Annotated in this window: 17 protein-coding genes; 7 read left to right on the plus strand and 10 right to left on the minus strand. The window is 58.4% G+C overall.

Features of this window, described 5'->3' with window-relative positions:
• Positions 1 to 39: 39 nt before the first annotated feature.
• Positions 40 to 1623 carry an MDR family MFS transporter gene (locus tag D0N36_RS03345; protein ID WP_242478788.1) on the minus strand — a complete coding sequence of 528 codons (1584 nt, stop codon included), beginning with the start codon at positions 1621 to 1623 and terminating at the stop codon, positions 40 to 42.
• A 247-nt stretch (positions 1624 to 1870) separates the two neighbouring features.
• Between D0N36_RS03345 and D0N36_RS03350 the strand changes: the two genes are divergently transcribed.
• Entirely contained in the window at positions 1871 to 2644 is a 774-nt protein-coding gene (locus D0N36_RS03350; RefSeq protein ID WP_116939650.1) for a sulfite exporter TauE/SafE family protein, read from the plus strand.
• Between the two features lie 128 nt (positions 2645 to 2772).
• On the opposite strand, the gene D0N36_RS03355 is transcribed toward D0N36_RS03350, so the two are convergent.
• On the minus strand, positions 2773 to 3237 hold the full coding sequence (locus D0N36_RS03355; protein WP_116939652.1) for a hypothetical protein: 465 nt from the start codon (positions 3235 to 3237) through the stop codon (positions 2773 to 2775).
• A gap of 237 nt (positions 3238 to 3474) precedes the next feature.
• Here D0N36_RS03355 and D0N36_RS03360 point away from each other — a divergent pair, with 237 nt between their 5' ends.
• Positions 3475 to 4509, plus strand: coding sequence for an SDR family NAD(P)-dependent oxidoreductase (locus D0N36_RS03360; RefSeq protein ID WP_116939655.1), 1035 nt, complete (start codon positions 3475 to 3477; stop codon positions 4507 to 4509).
• Between the two features lie 18 nt (positions 4510 to 4527).
• On the opposite strand, the gene mutM is transcribed toward D0N36_RS03360, so the two are convergent.
• The 5 genes from mutM to D0N36_RS03385 all read right to left on the minus strand — a co-directional run bounded on the left by mutM (position 4528) and on the right by D0N36_RS03385 (position 11465).
• Positions 4528 to 5358: a DNA-formamidopyrimidine glycosylase gene (gene mutM, locus D0N36_RS03365; RefSeq protein ID WP_116939658.1), complete on the minus strand. Its 831-nt coding sequence runs from the start codon at positions 5356 to 5358 to the stop codon at positions 4528 to 4530.
• 250 nt (positions 5359 to 5608) lie between these two features.
• A complete protein-coding gene (locus tag D0N36_RS03370; RefSeq protein WP_116939660.1) occupies positions 5609 to 6508 on the minus strand; it encodes a PhzF family phenazine biosynthesis protein in 900 nt (299 codons plus the stop codon).
• Between the two features lie 152 nt (positions 6509 to 6660).
• Positions 6661 to 7548 carry a M48 family metalloprotease gene (locus tag D0N36_RS03375; protein ID WP_116939662.1) on the minus strand — a complete coding sequence of 296 codons (888 nt, stop codon included), beginning with the start codon at positions 7546 to 7548 and terminating at the stop codon, positions 6661 to 6663.
• 175 nt (positions 7549 to 7723) lie between these two features.
• Positions 7724 to 9385 (minus strand): MFS transporter, encoded by a 1662-nt coding sequence (locus D0N36_RS03380; RefSeq protein ID WP_147320727.1) that lies wholly within the window; start codon positions 9383 to 9385, stop codon positions 7724 to 7726.
• Between the two features lie 304 nt (positions 9386 to 9689).
• A complete protein-coding gene (locus D0N36_RS03385) occupies positions 9690 to 11465 on the minus strand; it encodes an ABC transporter ATP-binding protein (RefSeq protein WP_116939666.1) in 1776 nt (591 codons plus the stop codon).
• 48 nt (positions 11466 to 11513) lie between these two features.
• On the opposite strand from D0N36_RS03385, the gene D0N36_RS03390 reads away from it, so the two are divergent.
• Positions 11514 to 12701: a bestrophin family protein gene (locus D0N36_RS03390; RefSeq protein WP_242478789.1), complete on the plus strand. Its 1188-nt coding sequence runs from the start codon at positions 11514 to 11516 to the stop codon at positions 12699 to 12701.
• Between the two features lie 122 nt (positions 12702 to 12823).
• On the opposite strand, the gene D0N36_RS03395 is transcribed toward D0N36_RS03390, so the two are convergent.
• Complete coding sequence (locus D0N36_RS03395) at positions 12824 to 14998, minus strand: hypothetical protein (protein ID WP_147320728.1); 2175 nt, start codon at positions 14996 to 14998, stop codon at positions 12824 to 12826.
• A gap of 393 nt (positions 14999 to 15391) precedes the next feature.
• Between D0N36_RS03395 and D0N36_RS03400 the strand changes: the two genes are divergently transcribed.
• Complete coding sequence (locus tag D0N36_RS03400; protein ID WP_116939674.1) at positions 15392 to 16729, plus strand: site-specific integrase; 1338 nt, start codon at positions 15392 to 15394, stop codon at positions 16727 to 16729.
• 262 nt (positions 16730 to 16991) lie between these two features.
• Positions 16992 to 17423 (plus strand): hypothetical protein, encoded by a 432-nt coding sequence (locus D0N36_RS03405; RefSeq protein WP_116939676.1) that lies wholly within the window; start codon positions 16992 to 16994, stop codon positions 17421 to 17423.
• A 632-nt stretch (positions 17424 to 18055) separates the two neighbouring features.
• Here the strand turns inward: D0N36_RS03405 and D0N36_RS03410 are convergent.
• On the minus strand, positions 18056 to 18550 hold the full coding sequence (locus D0N36_RS03410) for a hypothetical protein (protein WP_116939678.1): 495 nt from the start codon (positions 18548 to 18550) through the stop codon (positions 18056 to 18058).
• A 57-nt stretch (positions 18551 to 18607) separates the two neighbouring features.
• Positions 18608 to 19120 carry a hypothetical protein gene (locus tag D0N36_RS03415; RefSeq protein WP_207190717.1) on the minus strand — a complete coding sequence of 171 codons (513 nt, stop codon included), beginning with the start codon at positions 19118 to 19120 and terminating at the stop codon, positions 18608 to 18610.
• A 300-nt stretch (positions 19121 to 19420) separates the two neighbouring features.
• Between D0N36_RS03415 and D0N36_RS03420 the strand changes: the two genes are divergently transcribed.
• Together D0N36_RS03420 and D0N36_RS03425 are read left to right on the plus strand one after the other, a co-directional pair.
• The gene (locus D0N36_RS03420) at positions 19421 to 19891 is read left to right on the plus strand and encodes a hypothetical protein (protein WP_116939683.1); all 471 of its coding nucleotides are present in this window, start codon (positions 19421 to 19423) and stop codon (positions 19889 to 19891) included.
• Positions 19892 to 19986: 95 nt separating this feature from the next.
• Entirely contained in the window at positions 19987 to 21021 is a 1035-nt protein-coding gene (locus D0N36_RS03425; RefSeq protein WP_116939686.1) for a PD-(D/E)XK nuclease family protein, read from the plus strand.
• Positions 21022 to 21046: the final 25 nt, after the last annotated feature.

Genomic DNA, 21046 nt, shown 5'->3' on the forward strand with positions numbered 1-21046 from the left:
CAACGATACGCGAAGCGGGAGCTTCGCGCTACGGCCGTTCTACTTCACCGGCGGAGCCTCCTCGTTGGTTTTGCGCAGCGGCAGCTCGGGCACGAACAGCGTCATCACGAAGCCCGCGGCCACCAGCAGCATCGTTACCAGGTACACCTGCGAAATGGACTTGGAGAAAGCGGCTTTCAACTCTGGCGACGCGGGTGTGCCGGCCGGAACTACGACCGGGCCTTCGCCTACCGGGGCCGCTTGGGCCGCCGCGGCCGATGGCGCCACGCCGCCCGCCGGTCCGGCTGCGGGCAGTACGCTGCTCAGGCCCAGCGAGAGAATAACACCCAGCACCGAGGCCGAAATAGCCCCGCCAATCTGCCGGAAAAACTGGCTGGCCGAGGTGGCCTGCCCAATGAACTGTGGCTCGACAGCATTTTGGATGGCCAGCGTATAAAGCGGCATGCTCGGCCCCAGGCCTACCCCGCAAATCAGCAGGTACCCCAGCACCTGGCTGTAGCCAACGGTGGGCGGCATGGTGGCCAGCAGCGTGAGGCCGCCCATCAGCACCACCAATCCGGCCAGCATCCAGCGCTTGTAATGGCCGTAGCGCGACACCATCTGGCCCGCCAGCAACGAGCCCGTCACCACGCCCATCGACAGCGGAATCAGGCTGACGCCGGCGCTGGTGGCCGATTCGCCCAGCACGTTCACCATAAACAGCGGCTCGAAAATGATGAGTCCCAGAAAGGCCCCGCCCAGCAGAAACAGCGCCGCATTAGCCGTCCGGAACACCGGATTCTTGAACAGGCTGAACGCCAGAATAGGATTGGGATGACTGAGGCTGCGGCGCACGAACAACAGCAGCATCAGGGCGGCGAAGGCCAGCAGGCCCAGCGTAACGGGGTCGGTCCAGCCGTACTCGTTCTTGTTGAGCTGCAGACCAATCACCAGCGACCCCAGGCCCAGAATCAGCAGCAGCATCGAGAGGTAGTCGAGGGGTTTGGGCGCGGCGCGGGGGCGCAGCGGCGGCATCTGAGTGATGATGAACCACAGCGCCAACGCGCCCAGCGGTAGGTTCACGTAGAACACCAGCCGCCAGCCCTCCACCCCCGGAATCAGGTTGGTGCCGTTATCGGTCAGGAAACCGCCCAGAAACGGCCCCAGCACCGACGAAGTACCGAACACGGCTCCCACAAAGCCCTGGTAGCGCCCCCGCTGGGCCGGCGGAAAAAGGTCGGCAATAACGATGAAGGCCATAGCAAACAGACCCGCCCCGCCCAGACCCTGAATGGCCCGAAATACGATGAGCTGCGTCATGCCGTCGCCGAGCAGGGGCAGCGTGCCGAACTCGCCGGCCAGCCCGCACAGTGCCGAGCCCAGCAAAAACACGCTCACGGCCACAATCTCAATGGTACGCCGCGAGTACGTGTCGGCCAGCTTGCCGTAGATGGGTACCAGCGCCGTGCTGGCCACCAAGTAGGAAGTAGCTACCCAGGTAAACCGGTCGAGGCCCTGCAGGTCGTCCACAATGCGCGGCAGGGCAGTACTGACGATGGTTTGGTCGAGGGCGCCCAGAAACATGGCCAGCAGCACGGCGCCAAACGTGAGCATTTTCTGCCGTTGCGTAAGTTGTTCGCTCATAAGCCAAGCTGTACGGCCGGCAGCAGGGGCGGTTGTTGGCAGGCGGGAAGGATAAGGGTAAGTAGCCTACCAAGACCAAGGAGGTTGTCATGCTAAGCGAAGCGGAGCGCAGTCGAAGCATCTCTACTGCATTGGTAAACTCAACAACAGGATTAGCACTCCGGTAGAGATGCTTCGGCTATGGCTGCGCCTTCACTCAGCATGACAGTCTCCTATTACCCACCTCGCCGCTTACCTTCGCGGCCCTATGCTGACTGCTACCACGCTTGCCCTGCTGTGCCTGTTTGCCTTTCTGGCCGGATTGATTGATGCCGTGGTGGGCGGGGGCGGGCTGATTCAGCTGCCGGCGCTGCTGGTGCTGCTGCCGGGCGTGCCGGTGCCCACGCTGCTTGGTACCGGCAAAGTATCGTCGTTGCTGGGTACGGTGGCGGCGTTGCGGCGCTACGCGGGGCAGGTACCGCTGCGGTGGCGGGCAGTGGGTACGGCGGCAGCCGTGGCGGGCGTGTTCTCGTTTCTGGGGGCGCGGGTGGTGAGTAAGCTGCCCCAGGAGCTGCTGCCGCCGCTGGTGCTGGGGCTGCTGGTGGTTATTGCCGCCTACACCTTCTGGCGCAAAGATTTCGGGAGCATCCACGCGCCCCGGCTGCCCGCCAGCCGCGAGCCGTACTACGGAGCGGCCCTGGGCCTGGTGCTGGGCTTCTACGACGGCTTTTTCGGCCCCGGCATGGGTTCGTTTCTGCTCTTCGCCTTCGTAGGCCTGTTCGGCTACGATTTCCTCACAGCCTCAGCCTCGGCCAAGCTCGTCAACGCCGTCACCAACTTCACGGCCCTCATTTACTTCGCCGCCTCCGGCCAGATCCTGTGGGCCGCCGCCCTGCCCATGGCCGCCAGCAACATCGTCGGTTCCACGCTGGGCGCCCACCTGGCCCTGCGCCACGGCACCGGCTTCGTGCGGGTGCTGTTTCTGCTGATGGTCAGCGCCTTCATTCTGAAGCTAAGCTGGCAGGTGTTTTTTGGTGGTTAGTGAAGAACGTCATTCAGAGCGAAGCGAAGAATCTCGCGTGTAGTAGTAAACCCTAACGACAGGGCTACTGCTGCACGCGAGATTCTTCGCTGCGCTCTGAATGACGTTCCTCCTCTAACCACTAACCACTAATCCTGGCCCGGCATACCGGGAACGGGGTTGCCCTGGATGCCCTGGGAGCTAGGGACGCCCATTTTCTCCTCGCGCTTACGCTGGTATTTGTCGAACTGGGCGGGGCTGAGCACTTCCTTGAGCTGCGCGATGCGGGCCTGGCCGATGTCCTCGATAACGCCGCCCATCTTGCGCACATTCTGGCGGTAGGTATAGCGGGCGGTTTCTACGCCGCGCACGCTAATGAGGTTTATCTGGCCCACCCGGGCCATCTGTTGCGGATTCAGGCCGAGGGCTTTCTGCATGTTGGCCGTGAGGGCCGTGGCGCGCTCGGCAATCTTACCCTCATCGAGTTTGGGGGCCGGCGCGGCGGCGGCCGTAGTGGCCGGACGGGCCGATGGTTTGGGGCGGACGGCCGTTTGGGCCAGCAGGGCAGGGGCGGCGGTGAGGGTGAGCAGGGCGACGAGCAGGGGCGCTTTCATAAGCGAAGAAGTCAATATCGAAGAGGTGAAGTCGGAGAACAGCCCGCAACCGGCGCCGGGCCGGAAAGGGGGTAGTAAAGATGGTGCCAGTTTCAGCAAACCACTGCCACCAACGCGTGGCGACGAAGTTATATTCCCTTTAGTGGCCTAAAAAACCCAACCGGCCGGCTGGCCTGTAACCTTTCGGCTCCGAAATCCTTACAGTTACCTATCCTTTCGCTTAAACGTATTCCTTGTATGAAATCTGATACCCGTAATTCGTTGCTTATGGCCGCTGCTGCCGGTGCCGGCCTGCTGGCCGCCACCCTCTATGCCAACCGTCGCGGCAACTTCGAGCTGGCTGGTCGCACGGTACTCATCACCGGCGGCTCGCGCGGCCTGGGCCTCATTCTGGCCCGCCAAGCCGTGGCCGAAGGCGCCCGCGTCGCCATCTGTGCCCGCGACGCCGACGAGCTGGAAACGGCCCGCCGCGAACTGGACGCTGCCGGCTCCGAGCTGGTCCGCGCCTTCGTTTGCGACCTGACCCAGCCCGACGAAGTGCGCCAGCTGGTGGCCGATGTGGAGCAGCAACTGGGGCCCATTGAGGTGCTAGTCAACAACGCCGGCATCATCACGGCCGGTCCGCTCGACAACATGGACGTGCGCGAGTTTGAGGAATCGATGGATACCCATTTTTGGGCGCCGCTGCACGCCATGCAGGCCGTGCTGCCCAGTATGCGCAACCGGGGCGAAGGCCGCATTGTCAATATTGCCTCGGTGGGTGGCAAAGTAGCCGTGCCGCATCTGGCGCCCTACTGCGCCAGCAAGTTCGCGCTGGTGGGCCTCTCGGAAAGCTTCCGGGCCGAGCTGCTGCAGTACGGCGTGCGGGTAACCACCGTGTGCCCCGGGCTGCTGCGCACCGGTAGCGCCCGCCACGCCATCGTGAAAGGCCAGCACCGCAAGGAGTACGCCTGGTTTACGGTGGCCGATTCACTGCCCGCCCTCTCGATGAATGCCGACAACGCCGCCCGCCGCATCTGGAACGCTTGCCGCCGCGGCGACGCCGAAATCATCCTGAGCCTGCCCGCCAAACTACTCTCGGGCCTGCACGGCCTACTGCCCGGCACCACCACCGACCTGCTCGCCTGGGTCAACCAGGCCCTGCCCGCCCCCGACACCAACCGCGGCGACGCCCGCCGCTTCGGCTACCAAAGTGAGTCGCCCATCACCCGCTCCTGGCTCACAACCCTCAACCGCCGCGCCGAGGAGAAGAACAACGAGGAGTTTGAGTAGAAGCGCAGGCCTTAGCTGTCATTGCAGTTCAGCCGGCCCTGGCTGGCAGCGGGGGCAGAAGTAAGTGGCCCGACCGCCCACGTATTTCTTCTCGATGCGGGTGCGCGGGTGGCGGGGGCAGAACTCGTGGGCATCGGTGCCGGGCGTGGCCGATTCGTCCCACTCGCGGGCGTGGATGAGGAAGCTGGCCGGGAAGTTCCGGTAGTTGACCTCGGCCGCAATGGCCGTCGTGAGCACCAACTGAATGGCCGCGTGCAGACGCTTGACCTCGGCGGCCGCGAGGCTGTTGGCTATTCGCTCGGGATGGATTTTTGCCTGGAACAACACCTCGTCCACAATCCAGTTGCCGAGGCCGGCCGTCAGTCGCTGGTCGAGCAGCAGGGGCTTGAGCAGGGTTTTGCGTTTGGCCAGCTTGTCGGTCAGTTCGGCTACGGTTAGCTCCAGCGCGTCGGGGCCCAGCTTTTTGGCTTGCTGATAGGCGGCCACGCTCTCGGCCAGTCGGATGCGGCCGAACTTGCGCGGGTCGACGAAGGCGGCGCGCAGGCCCGAATCGAGGTGCAGGGCCACGCGGGTGAAGCGGGGTGCGTCGGCCGCGTCGCGGTAGGCGCCTACGTCGCCGCTCATGCCGAAGTGCAGCACCAGCACCCAGCCATCGTCGAGCAGCAGAAAGCAGTTTTTGCCCAGCCGGCTGGTGCCCGCAATGGTGCGGCTCACTAGAGCCGGCCGCAACGTGTCTTCCGGCGTACCCAGCACGTGGGCGTCGAGCACTTCAAAAGCGGTAATCGTCTGGCCCACTACCAGCTCGTCCAAGAAGCGGCGGTAAGTTTCAACCTCGGGTAGTTCGGGCATTTGGGAGGGTCAGCGAGTTAGGATTTCGGGAGTTTGAAAGGACGTTATAACGGCTCTTTCATGCATAAACAGGCCGCCGGGCAAAAAGTCAGGCAGAGCTGGCTCTCTTATCTACTTAGCTATTCGAACGGTGTAGGGTGCGGGGCTTGTCCCCGCCCGCTGTTGAACGATTCAGTTATAGACCGTTCAACGGCGGGCGGGGACAAGCCCGCACCCTACACCGTTCGGCTAGCAGTTCTACTTTCCCTACTCACAACCTCAACTCGCCCTGCACCACTACCACGCCCTGGCCGCTGATATGGACGGCTTCAATGGCTTCGGGCGGGCCCTGCACCGCTACGTGGACCGTACCGGGGCGGCCCATCCAGTGGCCCTGCTCGGCAATGAAATCGGGCGTGGAAAGCAGGCCGTAGTGCCAGAGGTAGGCGGCCATGCCGCCGGTGGCCGAGCCGGTTACCGGGTCTTCGGGCAGGTCGGGCGGGGTGCAGAAGTGGCGGGCGAAGGTGGTGCCGGCGGGCGTGGCCCCTTCGAGGCAAAACAGATGGGAGCTGAAAAAGCCGCTGGCCCGGCGGTATTCATCGAGCGCCATTGGGTTGGGCAAATGGGCCCGGCGAAGACTGGCCGCGTCGCGCAGCGGCACCATGAGCTGGGGCGTGCCGGTGCTCACCGTCTGCACCACGGCGCCGGGCAGCAGGTCGGCCGGCGTGAGGCCGAACAGGGGCAGCACGTCGGCCGGCTCGTGCAGCGGCCCGAACTCGGGGCAGCGCTGGGTCATGCGGATAAAGTGGGGCTGGCCGGCTTCGGCGGGCGAAACCCGAATGTTTACGGGGCCGTGCAGCAGCTCCAGCTGCAGATCATGGGGCTGCCCGGTGGGGCGGGGCAGGCGGCCGGTGTGCAGCAGGGCCGTGAGGGTGGCAATGGTGGGGTGGCCGGCCAGCGGAATTTCCTCGCCCGGCGTAAAGTAGCGCACCCCGAATTCGGCCACCGCCGAGCGGCGTACAAAGGCAGTTTCCGACTGGTTGAACTCCTGAGCCAGCCGCTGCATCTGGGCGGGGCTAAGGTCGTCGGCATCGAGCACCACGGCGCAGGGGTTGCCGCCCAAAATCGCGGTGGTAAAGGCATCAACCAGCAAAAATGGGTAGACCGGCATCAAAAAGTAGGAGAAGTGAGCCGCAAAGATAAACGGCCGGCCTCCCGCAAGGGAAGCCGGCCGGCCGATAGAACAACGTAGGGGCGGGGCTTGCCCCCGCCGTTCACACCGTTTCAACGATAATCGTTTAACGGCGGGGGTAAGCCCCGCCCCTACGACGGGTCCGTCAACATGGCTACCTGGCGGCCGTTAGGGTCGTAGATTTCGCCCATCCGGCTGATATAGAGGCGGCGCTGCTGGCCGTCGATGAGCACGTAAGGGTAGCTGAGGCTTTCGGAGCGGGTGAGGCGACCAACGACTTCGGCGGCCTGGCCGGCCCGGTCGAGGCGCACCACGCTCAGACGGTCGGTCACGTAGAAATCGACCTCAGGCTTGGCCTGAAACGTGATTTTACCCAGCACACTCACTGGCGCGGCGCGGCGGGCTACTACCTGCCGCACCGGCGCCGGCTGGGTGGCCATCATCGCGGGCTCGGCCGAAGGAGCAGCTCCGCGGGTGCTGGCCGTAATCTGCTGGCTGGCCCGCTGCCAGCCCTGGCCGATAGCCGTGAGGCGGGTCCGACGGCCGGGGTGGGTGGGAGAAGCCTGCTCATCCGACACCACAGCCATGCCAGCCTGAGCCTGGGCGAGGCTGGCGCCCATCTTGCGCAGCACAAAGCCCGAAAACTCGTCGGCCTCCAGCTCGTCGGTGGGGTTCGAGCCGCCGGTGCGCAGGGTGTGGCCGTTGAGATGGTGGCCCATTTCGTGGGCCAGAATGCTGATACCGGCCCAATCGGTGCGGCCGGCCCGGTTCACGGCGGACACGAACTGCGGGTTGTAGAGCAGGTAGCGCTGGCCGCCATATACCACGGCCGCCGCGTTTTGTACCTCGCTGGTGGCGCGCAACTGGAATCGGGGCTTCAGGCCCACCACATCGGTGATTTCCCGCAGCACGTCGCGCTGGCCGTTGCCGCTGCTCTGGGCCGAAGCAGTGCCGGCCAGCAGCATTCCCGCAGCCAGCAGGCCGGTAAAGCGGTGGAAAAGTCGAAGGCTGATATTCATGGATAAGTAGAGTAGAATGCGTTTGCATGGAGGCAACTACCTTGCCGGAACGGCGCTAATAAGACGCATTTGTAGCACCAGTAGGTTGTCAGTAGAACGGTAACAGCTCCGAATTTATTCTGCTTCAGGCCGAAAAGGTGAGTTAAGCTGTCGGCCTCACACCATGCATCCTGACTTACGTGACCTCGCCGGCGGTGCTGGCTACCAGGCGGGTGCTGCCAGGCGGCATGGGCGGGTGACCAGAAACCGGATGGTGGTGCTGGGCCAGCAGGTGGCTGACGTGCGGCGGCTCGGGGCCCTCATGGAGCCGGCGCAGGCTCACTTTCAGCTCGGCCTCCTCGCGGCCCACCCCACGCTGGTGCTGGCGCAAATATTCCTCCCACGACTCCGACAAGAAGTATTCCATCAGTCGGTCGGGGTCGGCCAGATCGGCGTAGAGGCCCCAGCCGATGGCACCTTCGCGGCGGCGGATGCGGCCCAGTTGCTCCATGTAGTAGGTGAAGGCCGGGCGGTTTTCGGGGGCCACGCGGTAAGTGGTAGTCGTGATAACCGGGCCTTCGGCGGGGGCAGGCTCCTCAGCCAGCACGGGCTCGGGGCGCTGGCGGGCGGGGGTGTGGTCGAGGGCTTCGGGAGGCGTTTGCAGCGAGTAGCGGCGGACCAGCAGTAAACTCAGGAGCAGCCAGATGGCCGAGCCAGCTAAAGCCAGCGGCAGGCCCGCCCGCTCGGCCACCGCGCCCCACACCACGCTGCCCAGCGCCATGCCGCCCTGAATAACGAGCAGATAGATGCTGATGGTACGGGCCTGCACCCAGCGCGGCACCACCGTCTGCACGCCCACGCTGAACGAATTGAGCACCAGCATCCAGGCCATGCCTACCAGCGCCAGCAGCCCGTACAGCAGCCATGGTGCATCTACGTAGCCCAAACCTAGCAGTCCGCCGGCAAACACGGCCGTGGCCAATGCTACCCGGTTATCGATGTTCAGGCGGCGGTTGAGGCGTGGCAGCAGCACGGCCGCCAGTACCGCGCCCAGGCCCATGCAGGTGAGCAGCAGCGAGTAGAACGAAGTAGGCCGCAGCAGGCGCTGGGCCACCACGGCTGGCATCAGGGCAAACAAAGCGCTGCCCCCGAACGTGAAAGCGGCCCCGCGCAGCAGAATCCGCTGGACTGGGGGTGAGAAGCGGGCGTAGCGCAGGCCGCCGCGCATGGCCATTACCAGCCGTTCGGTGGCCAGGGTGCTGGCCGGCTGGGGCTGGCGCTGCCAGCGGTACACCATATAAATCGTGCCCAGAAACGAGATGCCGTTGAGCAGAAACGCCGCTCCGGCCGAGAAATAGCCGATAACCAAGCCGCCCAGGGCCGGCCCCAGTGCCCGGGCCAGGTTGAAGCTAACGCTGTTGAGGGCAATGGCTTGGGGTAGCTCGGCGGGCGGCACTACCTGGGGCGTTACTGACTGCCACACTGGGTTGTTGAGCGCCCCGCCCAGCCCCAGCAGAAACGTGAGGCTCAGCAGCAGCCAGGGCGAAGCAAAGCCCCCAAAGGCCATGCCCGCCAGCAGCAGCGCTACCAGGGCCATCCAGGTTTGGGTGAGGATGAGCAGCTTGCGCCGGTCGAGCAAATCGGCCAGGGCGCCGGCGGGCAGGCTCAACAGAAACACGGGTAGCGCCGAAGCCGTCTGGAGCAGGGCCACCAGCACGGGCGAGGCCGTCAGCTCGGTCATCAGCCCCACGGCGCCCACGTTTTGCATCCAGGTGCCCACGTTCGATACGAACGAGGCAATCCAGAGCATCCGAAAAATCGGAATCTTCAGCGGCGTAAACGGCGACGAGGAAGCCAAAGTGAAACAGTGAGGTGGTGAACTGGTGGGTGGCGGTCCTGGGTACTCAGCCAGCTTCCAACATCCCCCAAACCCCACTCATACGGCTGTCAGGGTCTTTCGAACAAGTGAGCCCCGCATCCTCCCTGAAAACGTCACCTCGCAACGGCTTCTACTGTTGTACAGCTCGCCAGCATGGTGTAGGGTGCGGGGCTTGTCCCCGCCCGCCGTTGAACGGTGCAAACCCAAGTCGTTCAACGGCGGGCGGGGACAAGCCCCGCACCCTACACCGTTCCTTAGAACTTGGGCTACCGCGCAAAGCCATTCAGCGAGTTACCGCCGCCAGGGGCCGCTCACCAATTTGCTGGCGCCACATGGCGTAGTAGAGGCCGCCCTGTTCGAGCAGTTCGGCGTGGCGGCCGGCTTCGGCTACGTGGCCGCGTTCGAGCACGAAAATACGGTCGGCGTGCAGAACGGTGCTGAGGCGGTGGGCGATGAGGATGGTGATGTGCTGGCGCGAGCCCGACAGCTCGCGCACCGTCTGGCTGATTTCCTCCTCCGTGAGCGAGTCCAGGGCTGAGGTAGCCTCATCAAAAACGAGCAGTGTGGGGTGGCGCAACAGGGCCCGGGCGATGCTCAGGCGCTGCTTTTCGCCGCCCGATACCTTCACGCCGCCCTCGCCAATTACCGTGTCGAGGCCCAGCGGGGCGCGGGCCAGCAGCGACTCGGCCGCCGCTTGGTGCAGGGCTTTGATGCACTGCTCGTCGGTGGCGTTGGGGGCTACAAAACGCAGGTTTTCGCGGATGGTACCAGCAAAGAGCTGAGTATCCTGGGTCACGAAGCCAATCTGCTCGCGCAGGGTGTCAAGGTCGATTTCAGGTCCCGGGATGCCGTTATAGAGAATCTGGCCCTCGGCAGGCGGATACAGGCCCACCAGCAGCTTCACGAGGGTAGTTTTGCCCGAGCCGGAAGGGCCCACAAAGGCAATGGTTTCGCCCAGCTTGGTGCGGAAGCTGATGCCGTCGAGGGCCGGGGCGCTGGCCGTGAGGTGCTGGAAACGCACGTCGTCAAACTCCAGCGTTTCGATTTGGTCGATGACTTTGGGGTGAGCCGGCTTCACTTCCTTGGGCGTGTCGAGAATCTGCTGGTAGTTGGCCAGCGAGGCCTCGGTTTCGCGGTACACATTAATGATGGTGCCCATCTCCTGAAGCGGCCCAAAAATGGCGAACGAGTAGATGAAGAACGAGAAGAACTCGCCCACCGAAATCGTCTGGCGCACCACCAGAAACAGCAGCATGAGCAGAATCAGGTTGCGCATCAGGTTCACAAACGTGCCCTGCACGAACGACAAGGACCGCAAATAGCGCACTTTGCGCAGCTCCAGCTTCAGGATTTTCTCGGTCGTGGCGTTCAGGCGCAGCGTTTCCTGCTGGGCCAGCCCGAGGCTTTTAATCAGCTCGATGTTGCGCAGGCTTTCGGTGGTAGAACCCGCCAGCGCCGTGGTTTCAGCCACAATCGTTTTCTGAATCACCTTGATACGCTTGCTTAGAAACAGGCTCAACGAGCCCAGCAGCGGAATAGTGAGGAAGTACACCGCCGCAATGGGCCAGTACACGCTCAGGGCGTACCAGGTCACGAACACGATGCCTACCAGCGAGATAAACAGGATGTTGACGAAGCTCTGGATGAGCTTCTCTACGTCGGTGCGCACCTTCTGGAGCTTACCCAGGGTTTCGCCCGAGCGCTGGTCTTCGAACACCTGATAGGGTAGTTCTAGCGAGTGGCGCAGGCCGTCGGAGTACAACTGGGCCCCGAGGCGCTGGGTGATGACGTTGGTGTAGTAGTCCTGGAAATTCTTGGCGATGCGCGACACCATGGCCACGCCCATGGCCTGCAGAATCAGCAGGCCCGCCCCGCCGCTCAGAAAGGTCCAGAAGCCCGTTTCGAGCACGCTGGCTCCGGCTTTCACCACGTGCCGGTCGATAATCTGCCGAAAAATATACGGGTCGAGCAGGGAAAATACCTGATTAATGGTGGCCAGTAGCAGGGCCAGGGCCAGCAGCCCCCGGTAGTGGCGCAGGTAGGAATAAAGGAGTTTCATGCAGTAGAAAGAGAATCGGAGGAAAAGCCGTAAGTCCGGCGGAAGGTTTTGCTACACCCGTACAGCCTTCACCCCGACCCCAGAACTGATCCGGTGCGAAGCGGCTTCCGGCGACAGCTCAAAAACGAAGATTTGCCGTATCCGTACCGCTACTACCACGTTGCTGCCAGGCCGTGGTCATGCTGTGGTTCCAGCGGACGGGTGCTCAGGGTACTGCCCAAACAACTTCTGCCGGATGCGCAGGTTGCTTTTAATACGGATTTTGAGGCGCTCAAGGCATCACCGGCACAACTTCTACTTTCTCTCTTCATTGTTTGCTCCATGCTATTGAAAACCAAAATTCCCCTGCGTTATATATTTGGTGGAATAAGAACTGAATTGTTCTTTGTCTTTTTCTATGCCGGCATTATCGCCCTTGAAAATAAATACATCCACCTGATTGCTATATCTATTCCGCTGAGTGTGCCCATGGTTCTGGGCACGGTTTTGTCGCTGCTGCTGGCTTTTAAGTCCAACCAGGCCTACGACCGGTGGTGGGAGGCGCGCGTTGTCTGGGGCGCCGTCGTCAACGATTCCCGGACCCTGGTGCGGCAAATCCTCTGCTTTGCGGAAACTCCTTACGACTCCGAGGAAATGCAGAACTGGCAGGCGCGGCTGACCAACCGGCAGATTGCCTGGCCCTACGCGCTGGGCATGACGCTGCGCAAGCAGATGGAACCGGAAAAAATCAGCCCCTATTTGTCGCCCGAAGAACTGGAGTTTGTTGCCACGCACGAAAACATTCCTAATGCTCTGTTGCAGCTCCACGCCCAGGATCTGCGCCACGCCCTGCAACAAGGCTGGATCAACCGCTACCAGCAAATAGAACTAGACAATACGCTAACCAAGTTAACCGACTCAATGGGGCGGTGCGAACGAATTAAGAATACGGTGTTTCCGGTGACGTATTCTTTGTACACCCACTTTTGCCTGTTTTTTTTCGTGCTGCTGCTGCCCTTCGCGCTCCTCGACGTATTTGGCATGCTGGGGGTATTCGTCGTGCTGGCCATTTCGGCGGCCTTTTTTCTGATTGAGAAAATGGCCATCCACCTGCAGGACCCCTTTGAAGATAAGCCCACCGACACGCCCGTAACCGCCATTGCCCAAACCATCGAGCGAAACCTGAAACAGATGACCGGCGACCATCAGGCTGTGCGTCAGGTGAAAGTTCCCGATTCGCACTTTTTCATGCTGTAAAGCAAGACCCCTGTTCCTTTGCAAAACAGGTGGCTGTCGGCACTCATGCCACCCATTGGTCGCGCCCGATACTGGGCTGCAAGATTACGCCAGCATTGTGCCGACTCTGAAGTCAGGGCTGCTCACAGCCGCACCCCAATCCCCGGCCCGAACAGGAAGAACATCTGGCCCTTGTTGACCAGGTAACCGGCGCCCAGGTACAGCGGGAACGTGAGCTTGGCGTCGGAGCGGGTGGGGTACACCGAGCCCAGCACCACCAGGCCCAGGTCGCGGGAGGCGTTGGCGTTGGAGCTGAGGTTGAAGGCGTTGAGCGCCACAAAGCCCGCGCCCACCTTGTAGGGCCGCAGCTTGTTGATTTTGTTGGGGTTATAGAAGCTCAGCTGGGCCAGCGTGGCCAAGCTAATGCCGCTGAACGCCGTGTAGTTATTGACCTCGCCGCCGCCGAGCTGCTTGGTGAGCAAGCCGGCCGGGAAGCTGATGTCGATATCGAATTTTACGCGCCGCTGCAGTACCAGTTCCAGCCGCTGCGTGAAGCCCGGCTCCTGGTACTGGGCCTGGGTGTGCTTGATGGTCACGATAATCTTGCTCCAGTCGTCGAGGTCGTAGCTTTTGCGGGCGCTCAGCAGGTTGTTGAGGCTGATGTTGCCCACCTGGCACTGCTTGTCCTGGTAGAAGGGCGCGCGCACCGATTTGCCATCGGGGCAAATCACCACGTTGTCGATGGTGCGCATCTCAATCAGGTCGCCCTTGGCGTTCTGGGTCCTGATTTCGAAGGTGAGGTACTGCTTGCCGTAGAGTTGCTCGGGCGAGTCGATGGCGCCGGGGTTGAAGCTGAACACCACGTCGCGGATGGTGCGGTCGTAGAGGATGGGGCCGTTGAGGCGGGTGATGGGGCGCACGGCCTCGCCAAACGTTACGCCCACGAAATCGAGCGGGTGGGGCTTTTGGAACTCGCGCACCGCCAAGGCAAAGCTGGTGGGCTGGCCGGCATTATCAATGGCAATGCGCTTCTTATCGATATTCACCGGCACCTGCACCCGGTACACCACCGCGGCATCCGAGCGCACGCTGGAGTCGGAGGGCACCACGCGCACGTCTTCAAAGTGTAAGCGGCCCCGTAGCAGGGCCACGCCTTCGAGGCGCACGTCCACGGTTTCGCCGGGGTTCACGGTGTTGGTGCTGGTCCAGTCGCCGCCGCGGTGGCGCACGCTCAGGCCCGTAATGGCCGTGGGGGGCGAAATGTTGAAGTTGGTGATGTACTTGGCCTGGTCGTTTTCCTTGATGTAAAGGTAGCTGTCGGCCTGGCGGTGGGTGTTGTACACGCGCAGCCAGCACAGCACCCGGTCGTTGGTCAGGTACTGGCGCGTAAACAGCTCGGCAATCAGCGTCCCGCCGGCTTCCTCCTGGTCCTCGATGCGGTAGGTGCGCTTGAGGTTGAAGCTGCGGCCGTTGTCGAGAATCAGCTCCACGCCCTTGCGGCGCGAGTCCTCATCGAGCGTAATTTCCTTTTTATCGACGCTCAGAAAGCGCAGCCGCGAGCTTTTTACGGTGAACTCCTGGCGCAGCGGCGGCAAGGCGTAGGTCACGCGGCGGTTGCGGTCGGTGAGGAAGGGCTGCTCGGTCTGGGGCTGCAATGTTAGCATCCGGCTGCCGGTGGCGTTGGGCAGCACGTGCAGGCGCAGCGTGCCTTTCTCACGGTCGAGGCGGTAGTCGATGTCCTGGCCACGGGTCCATTCGGGGCTCAGGCGGATGTTTTTGGAGTTGTTGCTGGTCAGCTCGAACACCTTCTCCTCGCCCACAAACAGCTCGGTATCGGTGGGCCGCAGCTCCAGCGTAGTGCGCGTTACGGGCAGCAGCTTTACCGTTTGGCTGCGGGGCGCAAACCCGCCCGCCACGGCCGACTGCTGGAACGTGAGGCTCAGGAAGCGGGCGTCGGCAAGGTTGCGGAAGCGCAGCTTGGCCCGGTAGTACTGCCCGCCATTCACCGGCGTCAGCGAATCGAGCAGCGTGAAATCGGCCGAGCGTTGCAGGTGCAGCGGGCCGGCGGCGGGGTCGGCGGGGGATACCTGCAGCTCGGCCGCATCATCGCCGGGGCGGTAGTAGAAGTAGAGGTGGGGCTCGTCTTGGGCCAGAACCGTGTTACGGCTCAGCGAGTATACGGTGGTGTCGAGGCGCAGGCTGAGTTCGCGCAGCAGCGGGGGCGGGGTCTGCTGGGCGCGGGCGCTCAGGGCCAGGCTAAGCACTAACAGCAAGGCGGGCAGCAGCTGGCCTGCCCGGAATCCGGACAAATTAAACACGGCAACATTGGAAAAGCGGCTCCCGACCCACCGGCAGCCCGTGCAAAGGTAGGAGGCTGCACCAAGCGGTTGCACTAATGCCGCTTTTATTGCCGGAAATTGTATTCAGGCGGGGCGGAAAAGCAATAAGGCTTCCCGCGCAGTGCGGAAAGCCTTATTTGTAGTCCGTAGGGGAATCGAACCCCTGTTGGTAGAATGACTTCTAGATTCCTATTTGACTGACAGGTAACCAGATGCGGAAAGCTCTTTCAGGTCTTTGAGCGCCTGACGGTGCGGAGTCGGCAGGTCCGTACCGCACTGCAAAAGGAGACGATTTGTCGGCCCCGTTTCATGGGAAGGTACGTGCGCCTATACTGCGTGTGTTGCATCTAACACACTAAACAGTAGAAGATTATGGCCACAACCAAGGCGTATCTAAGAGCCACCAACGTCCACAAATCTGCCCTGCCCGTCGGGGTGAAGTATTGCCACCAGCGGCAGTGGTTCGCCGTTTCAACCGGCACGACCATCGAACCCGAACACTGGGATAAGGTCAAGGGCCAAGCCAAGTCCACGGCTACCAATGCCGCCAGCGTCAACGCGGCCATCTCCCGTGTCGCGGCCGAATTGCAAGCCATTGCCGATAACCTCGCCAAGCAAGGCATAGAGCCGTCGGTGGAAGCCGTGAAGGCCATGCAGAAATGCCATCCTAAAGCGCCCGACGCAAGTCCCGCCGTTTCATCGGTGCCGGAAACACGCAGTATGGGATTGCCCTTCCTGTATCACCTTGACTCGTTCATCAGCAGCAAAAACGGCGGCTACAGCTACGAACAGATTCAGGTACGCAATCGGCAGCACCGAAAGAAGGACTATCGAGTGCCCATTCAACACGAAGGCGGCATCTTCGGCAACAACACGATGAAGACCTACTACTCGCTTTATCGCATCATCAGGGAGTACCAAGTATACAAAGACATGGTGTTGGAGCTGATGGATTTCGACAAGCGGATGCTATCGGACTTTCAGGCGTTTCTAGTGGGCGAAAAGAAGTACCTCAACTCTTCTGTTGCCAAGGTCATCAAGAGCCTGAAACGGGTGCTGAACCAACTGGCCGATGACGACTTGATGCCTCACACCAAATACCGGCGGTTCACGCTATCAGAAAGCAAGAAGACCGTGGCGCGTACCGTGATTGCCCTGACGCAACAGGAGATGGATGCGCTGAAGGCATTGCCGTTGGTCAATACGCCGGGCGTGGCCTACGTACGCGACTTGTTCATTCTCGGCTGTTCGTCGGGGCTGCGCTACAGCGACCTCGTTCGCTTACAGCCGTCGCACATCCGTAACAACCACATCCATATTGAAATGCAGAAGACGGGCGAAGCAGTGGCCATCCCGCTCAACGCAACGTCGAAAGCCATTCTCAAGCGGTACGACTACACTATCCGGCGTATTTCTAATGTGGGCTACAATGTACATTTGAAGACACTACTGCAACTGCTGCCTACGATGCTTGCCCCGGTGGAAAGGGTGCGTTGGTCGGGGGCCGAGAGAAGGAGCGAGGTCGTTCCCCGTTGGTCATTGGTTACGACCCACACGGCCCGAAGGACATTCATCAACGTGGCGTTGGAGAGTGGCGTATCGGTGGCCGTGTTGCGTTCTTGGGTGGGCCACGCAAATCTGGAACAGTTGCTTCAGTACGCGGACCAAAACCGCAACGCGGTAGGGGAGATGGCCAAGGCATTCTGCTAAGCGTGAGAGGTCAGCCTTCAAGCGAACTGAAACGCGAATAGAGCTACCAAACAGCTCCACCACGGAGGCCAGCCCTTCCAGCTAGACTTACTACTAGCTGAAAGGGCTGGCCTCTCTGTACGCGTCCAGATTGACCCGTTTGAAAAGGACGGAATCTTGAACAATAATAGGATTAAAATAAGTCAGTGGAAGTTGTCATTAGTCGCGGTAACGCGGCATCTTCACAGAGTAATAATTCAACAACCACTTAATCCACAGTAGCATGTCCAGCAAGAAGACCACCGCCAAGCAAGTAGCAGTTGCCATCGAAGAGGCACCCGTAATGGAATTGAATCCAACCATGACAGCTGAAGAGGCCGCTGAAGCGCCCGTCACCTTGTCGCAAATGGAAGCCGAAGCATTGGCTGATGAGCCAGCTTCTACGTTGCCCGAGAAGCTTAAGAAAGAGCGTGGGTATTCGCAGTCAGCAATCGACAAGGCCGATTTGGAGCGGCTCAATGGCCTCAAAGCTATTATTAAGGGCAAGTTGCAAATGAGCATCAGCAACCAGCGTATCCTGAGCAAAGCGTTGGATTGCCTTGGTGACCAAGTAGAAGGATTCCTGAATGAGCTGGTTGCAGAAGCCAACGAAAAGGCCAAGGCCAAAGACTTCAAACAGCTATCCGAATTGAAGGCAAAGTTGGGTATAGAGTAACCCAAGCAATAGCTTAAACATAAAACCCCGACCATGAGGATTTTTCCTTGTAGTCGGGGTTTTATTATGTGGGCAGCGAAGTCATACTATGCTTTGCTAGGTATCACTTTCTTTTTGCCTCTACTGAAAAACTCTATTACCTGTTGTAGGGCTTCTTCCGAAGTGTATGATTCTGCTTGCTCAGTCAAAAAGTGCTTATTTCTGAAAGGGACCGGAGTTGTCGATAGTAAGCATGAATCGACCGCTGGATTATACAACATGTATAGTGGAAGGCCACTACTATGTAAGGCATCATGCCTGTATAGTTGAACACCTGTACCGCTTTCAAAACCTTTGACATGGCCACCGTCAGTTCCGTCAAAAACATCGCCTGACTGTTCCGTTTTAGCGTCTACTTGGTGAAACGCCGCCGCAATGAGCTGTTGAAATGTTATCATGCGCCAAACATAAGCACTAATAGCCAAAGCATATGACCCGACCACTCATTCTATGGTAGCCGGCCCAGCAGATTAGACTAATAACTTGGGTTTTCGGTTTACTCTACCATATATTACAAGTATGAAAATGTTAATATTATTCATTGAATAATATTAACAGATGTCCTTTATGTCGTGTAAGGAATCAAATAAAATTTATCGTTTTATAGTATTTCTCTGGGTTTTTTGGCCATCTAATTTTTTGTCATAAAAGCTTATACGAGCTTCGTTAAGACCGATGAAACTAGTGTATTGTAATTCTATCTTTGAGCTTTCCCACATAATCATTTTAGACCCCTCTGATAAGTTAAACTCCTGTCCAAATCCATATGCCTTTTTCAATGCCTTCAATATCCCTTGGCCGTTGGACAATCCATCAATCTTGATGACAATTTGTATTAAAAGGTCTTTGTAAAATCTGTACTCAATGGCCTCTAGCTCATAAGCTCCAATGCTAAGCTTATCAGTTGGATTCGTGTAACTCTTGGTTGTTTCATCAGCCCAGATGAATTTAAGATTGGAAATAGAACGGCGATGCATACCTAGTTTGTATGTTCTAAATCCATTATTGGCATCTAAGACCGCGATACTCTGAGCAGATACTGAAAATGCTAAACTGAGTAGGAGAGCAAGTAAAAACGTACGGAGCATAGAGGATATATGGCTTCGAAGAGTATTAAAGTGTACAAGATATGTCGCATTGCAAGATTACATGTCATTTACTGCATTACGTTTTTTTGCCTCAAGGTCAGCTTCTATTTGCTTCTTCATAGTTAAGCTAATGAACTCTATATAAGCTGTCTCGAGTATAGTTTTATGAAATGAGGCAAATACCTTTTTGCCTTCCCAAGTGTGTGTCCATCTTGCCTCATCGTTCACTGATTCCCCATAAAGCCTTGTAAGGGTATCATAAACCCCTTGACAATTATCTGCACTTGCCGCAACTTTGAGATAAACGGAATGTAATCGGTCCTTGTAGAACACATATGAAATGCTTTGTAGGGGATAAGGTCCTATTGATAATTTCTCATCAGTTTTGTTGTAGTAAGGTAATTTGGTAGCTGGATGAATGCCACCGTACTTCAGGTTGGGTATCGCCTTTCGAGCCATCCCAAATTTGTAAGTTCTGAATCCATCCTTCGTATCTAGGTCAGCAACGCTCTGAGCAGATACTGAAATAGTTAGAGCAATTAAGAAGACGAATAGAAACGTGCGTAGCATAGATTGACGTAGATTTTTATAGTGCAATTGAGGCATCTAAGATAGCAAAGGTTGATTGTGTTCAACCGACAGACAACTCCAAGGGGTGCTTTTTGCATTTTAATGAGAGCGCGTAACTGAAAATACTTTGATTGCTTTACAAATAAGATAACGCCATTAGAGCGGCTGTGCCAACCTGATGCACGCCATGACTTCGTGGACTTGTATGCCGCGATACAGCTATTTGTGGATGGTTAGGCCTACCCGAAAATGGCAGTAGGATTAGCTTGGAATAATAGAACTACTCTATATCTTTCAGGCATGGAAAACTTCTTACTCAATGGTGAATCGCTAATCACGCAGTCGCCCAATAATGTGGTCATGCTGACCAGCCACCGTATTCGCTACAATGCCGCCTCTTCCTCCTATGCCCATCTCGTATCCATGATGCTGGAAAAGGTCAGCTCGTGCGAAGTTCGTTACCAGAGCCATCCTGGCCTACTCATTTTAGGGCTTTTAGTCGCTGGCTTAGGAAGCTTAGGATTCGCAGGCAATGGCGATACACAGGCAATGGCTATGGCAGCTATAGTAATAGGCCTTGTCCTAGTGCTGGTGTACTTCTCTACCAGAAAGCACATCGTCAGCATTGCCTCGGATGGTGGAAGCCGCATTGGCTTTGAAACCAAAGGAATGAAACGGGAAGCTATCGTCGCCTTTGTCAATGCAATTGAGAAGGCAAAGGTCAAACGCGTAGAGCAGCTACAGCAGCTTGCTTCCCCCATCTTGGTCTGAGGCCAGAAGCTTTCGGCAGTTATAAATCTCCCTTAACGTTGGCTGATCTATTCTATAATCTGGGTTAGCCAAATCACGCATAAGCAAATAACATAATGCACTCCAAACCCAATATTTTCAGTGTTGCTACCAAAGAGTTATCACAAGACGGGTTCCTTACATGGCTTCTGCAATGGGCCGATAGTCGCGTAGCCTCATTCGATGAATCCTTGAATGAAACGGCTAAATCATTCGTCCGAATGCTGTTGGGCCAACCGGCCTCTTATGAAGTGACGAAAGTCGAAGCAGGGCGTCAATGGAGCAATATTGATGTATGGGCAGAAGTAAACGACGAGTACTTTATTGCCATCGAAGACAAGACTACTTCGGGCGAGCATTCTCAGCAGTTGGAGCGCTACAAGCAGATTGCTCAGGAATACTATGCGGACAAAGGGTTCAAGCTCATATTCATCTACCTGAAAACGGGCAATGAAAGCGCTGCAACCTTGCAAAAGGTAACGGAGAAAGGCTACGCAGTCATTGGTCGAAAACCCATATTAGCGGTATTGCAAGAGCGCACAGTGAGCAACGCCATTCTGGTGGACTTCTTAGAGTATTTAGCCAGCATCGAAAACCAGACTAACTCACATAGCCAGTTTGAGAACATTACTTCTGACTGGAAAGCGGCTGAGGGCTTCTACATTCAGTTGCAGGAACGGCTGGCGCAATGGAGCGACTGGCGGTATGTTGCTAATCAGACCGGTGGGTTTTTGGGTTTTTGGTATCACTGGGCAGAAGCCAGCGATTACAGCCTGTACATCCAAATTGAGAATAGACTTGACGGCGGCATCAAGTTGGTTGTAAAGATTGGCGATTGGGATCCTAGCGTTGATACGCTTTATAGTATTCTTGCAGGACTACAGCCGTATGCAAAGAAGCAAGAGTTGCTCCTTGCCAAACCAGACAAATTTCGCTCAGGTAGTACTTCGACTTTGGCTATTGTTAAAAACGCATTTCCCGCGAGTGATCAAGGTGCCTTTGACATAGAAGCTTTTCTACAGGTACTAGCAAAATTGGAAATGGTATTAGACGAGTATGTTGAGGATGCTGAGAAGGCACGAATAGCAATTAGTTTAGGGTTAGAAGCATAAGCAGTTCTTGTTGCTTCCTGAACGA

Origin of the sequence: Hymenobacter lapidiphilus (assembly GCF_003417065.2) — a bacterium.
Taxonomy (GTDB): domain Bacteria; phylum Bacteroidota; class Bacteroidia; order Cytophagales; family Hymenobacteraceae; genus Hymenobacter.

Coding starts and splice junctions, on each gene's coding strand:
- D0N36_RS03345 (WP_242478788.1), bottom strand. CDS start 1,623: ATGAGCGAACAACTTACGCAACGGCAGAAAATGCTCACGTTTGGCGCC.
- D0N36_RS03350 (WP_116939650.1), top strand. CDS start 1,871: ATGCTGACTGCTACCACGCTTGCCCTGCTGTGCCTGTTTGCCTTTCTG.
- D0N36_RS03355 (WP_116939652.1), bottom strand. CDS start 3,237: ATGAAAGCGCCCCTGCTCGTCGCCCTGCTCACCCTCACCGCCGCCCCT.
- D0N36_RS03360 (WP_116939655.1), top strand. CDS start 3,475: ATGAAATCTGATACCCGTAATTCGTTGCTTATGGCCGCTGCTGCCGGT.
- mutM (WP_116939658.1), bottom strand. CDS start 5,358: ATGCCCGAACTACCCGAGGTTGAAACTTACCGCCGCTTCTTGGACGAG.
- D0N36_RS03370 (WP_116939660.1), bottom strand. CDS start 6,508: ATGCCGGTCTACCCATTTTTGCTGGTTGATGCCTTTACCACCGCGATT.
- D0N36_RS03375 (WP_116939662.1), bottom strand. CDS start 7,548: ATGAATATCAGCCTTCGACTTTTCCACCGCTTTACCGGCCTGCTGGCT.
- D0N36_RS03385 (WP_116939666.1), bottom strand. CDS start 11,465: ATGAAACTCCTTTATTCCTACCTGCGCCACTACCGGGGGCTGCTGGCC.
- D0N36_RS03400 (WP_116939674.1), top strand. CDS start 15,392: ATGGCCACAACCAAGGCGTATCTAAGAGCCACCAACGTCCACAAATCT.
- D0N36_RS03405 (WP_116939676.1), top strand. CDS start 16,992: ATGTCCAGCAAGAAGACCACCGCCAAGCAAGTAGCAGTTGCCATCGAA.
- D0N36_RS03410 (WP_116939678.1), bottom strand. CDS start 18,550: ATGCTCCGTACGTTTTTACTTGCTCTCCTACTCAGTTTAGCATTTTCA.
- D0N36_RS03415 (WP_207190717.1), bottom strand. CDS start 19,120: ATGCTACGCACGTTTCTATTCGTCTTCTTAATTGCTCTAACTATTTCA.
- D0N36_RS03420 (WP_116939683.1), top strand. CDS start 19,421: ATGGAAAACTTCTTACTCAATGGTGAATCGCTAATCACGCAGTCGCCC.
- D0N36_RS03425 (WP_116939686.1), top strand. CDS start 19,987: ATGCACTCCAAACCCAATATTTTCAGTGTTGCTACCAAAGAGTTATCA.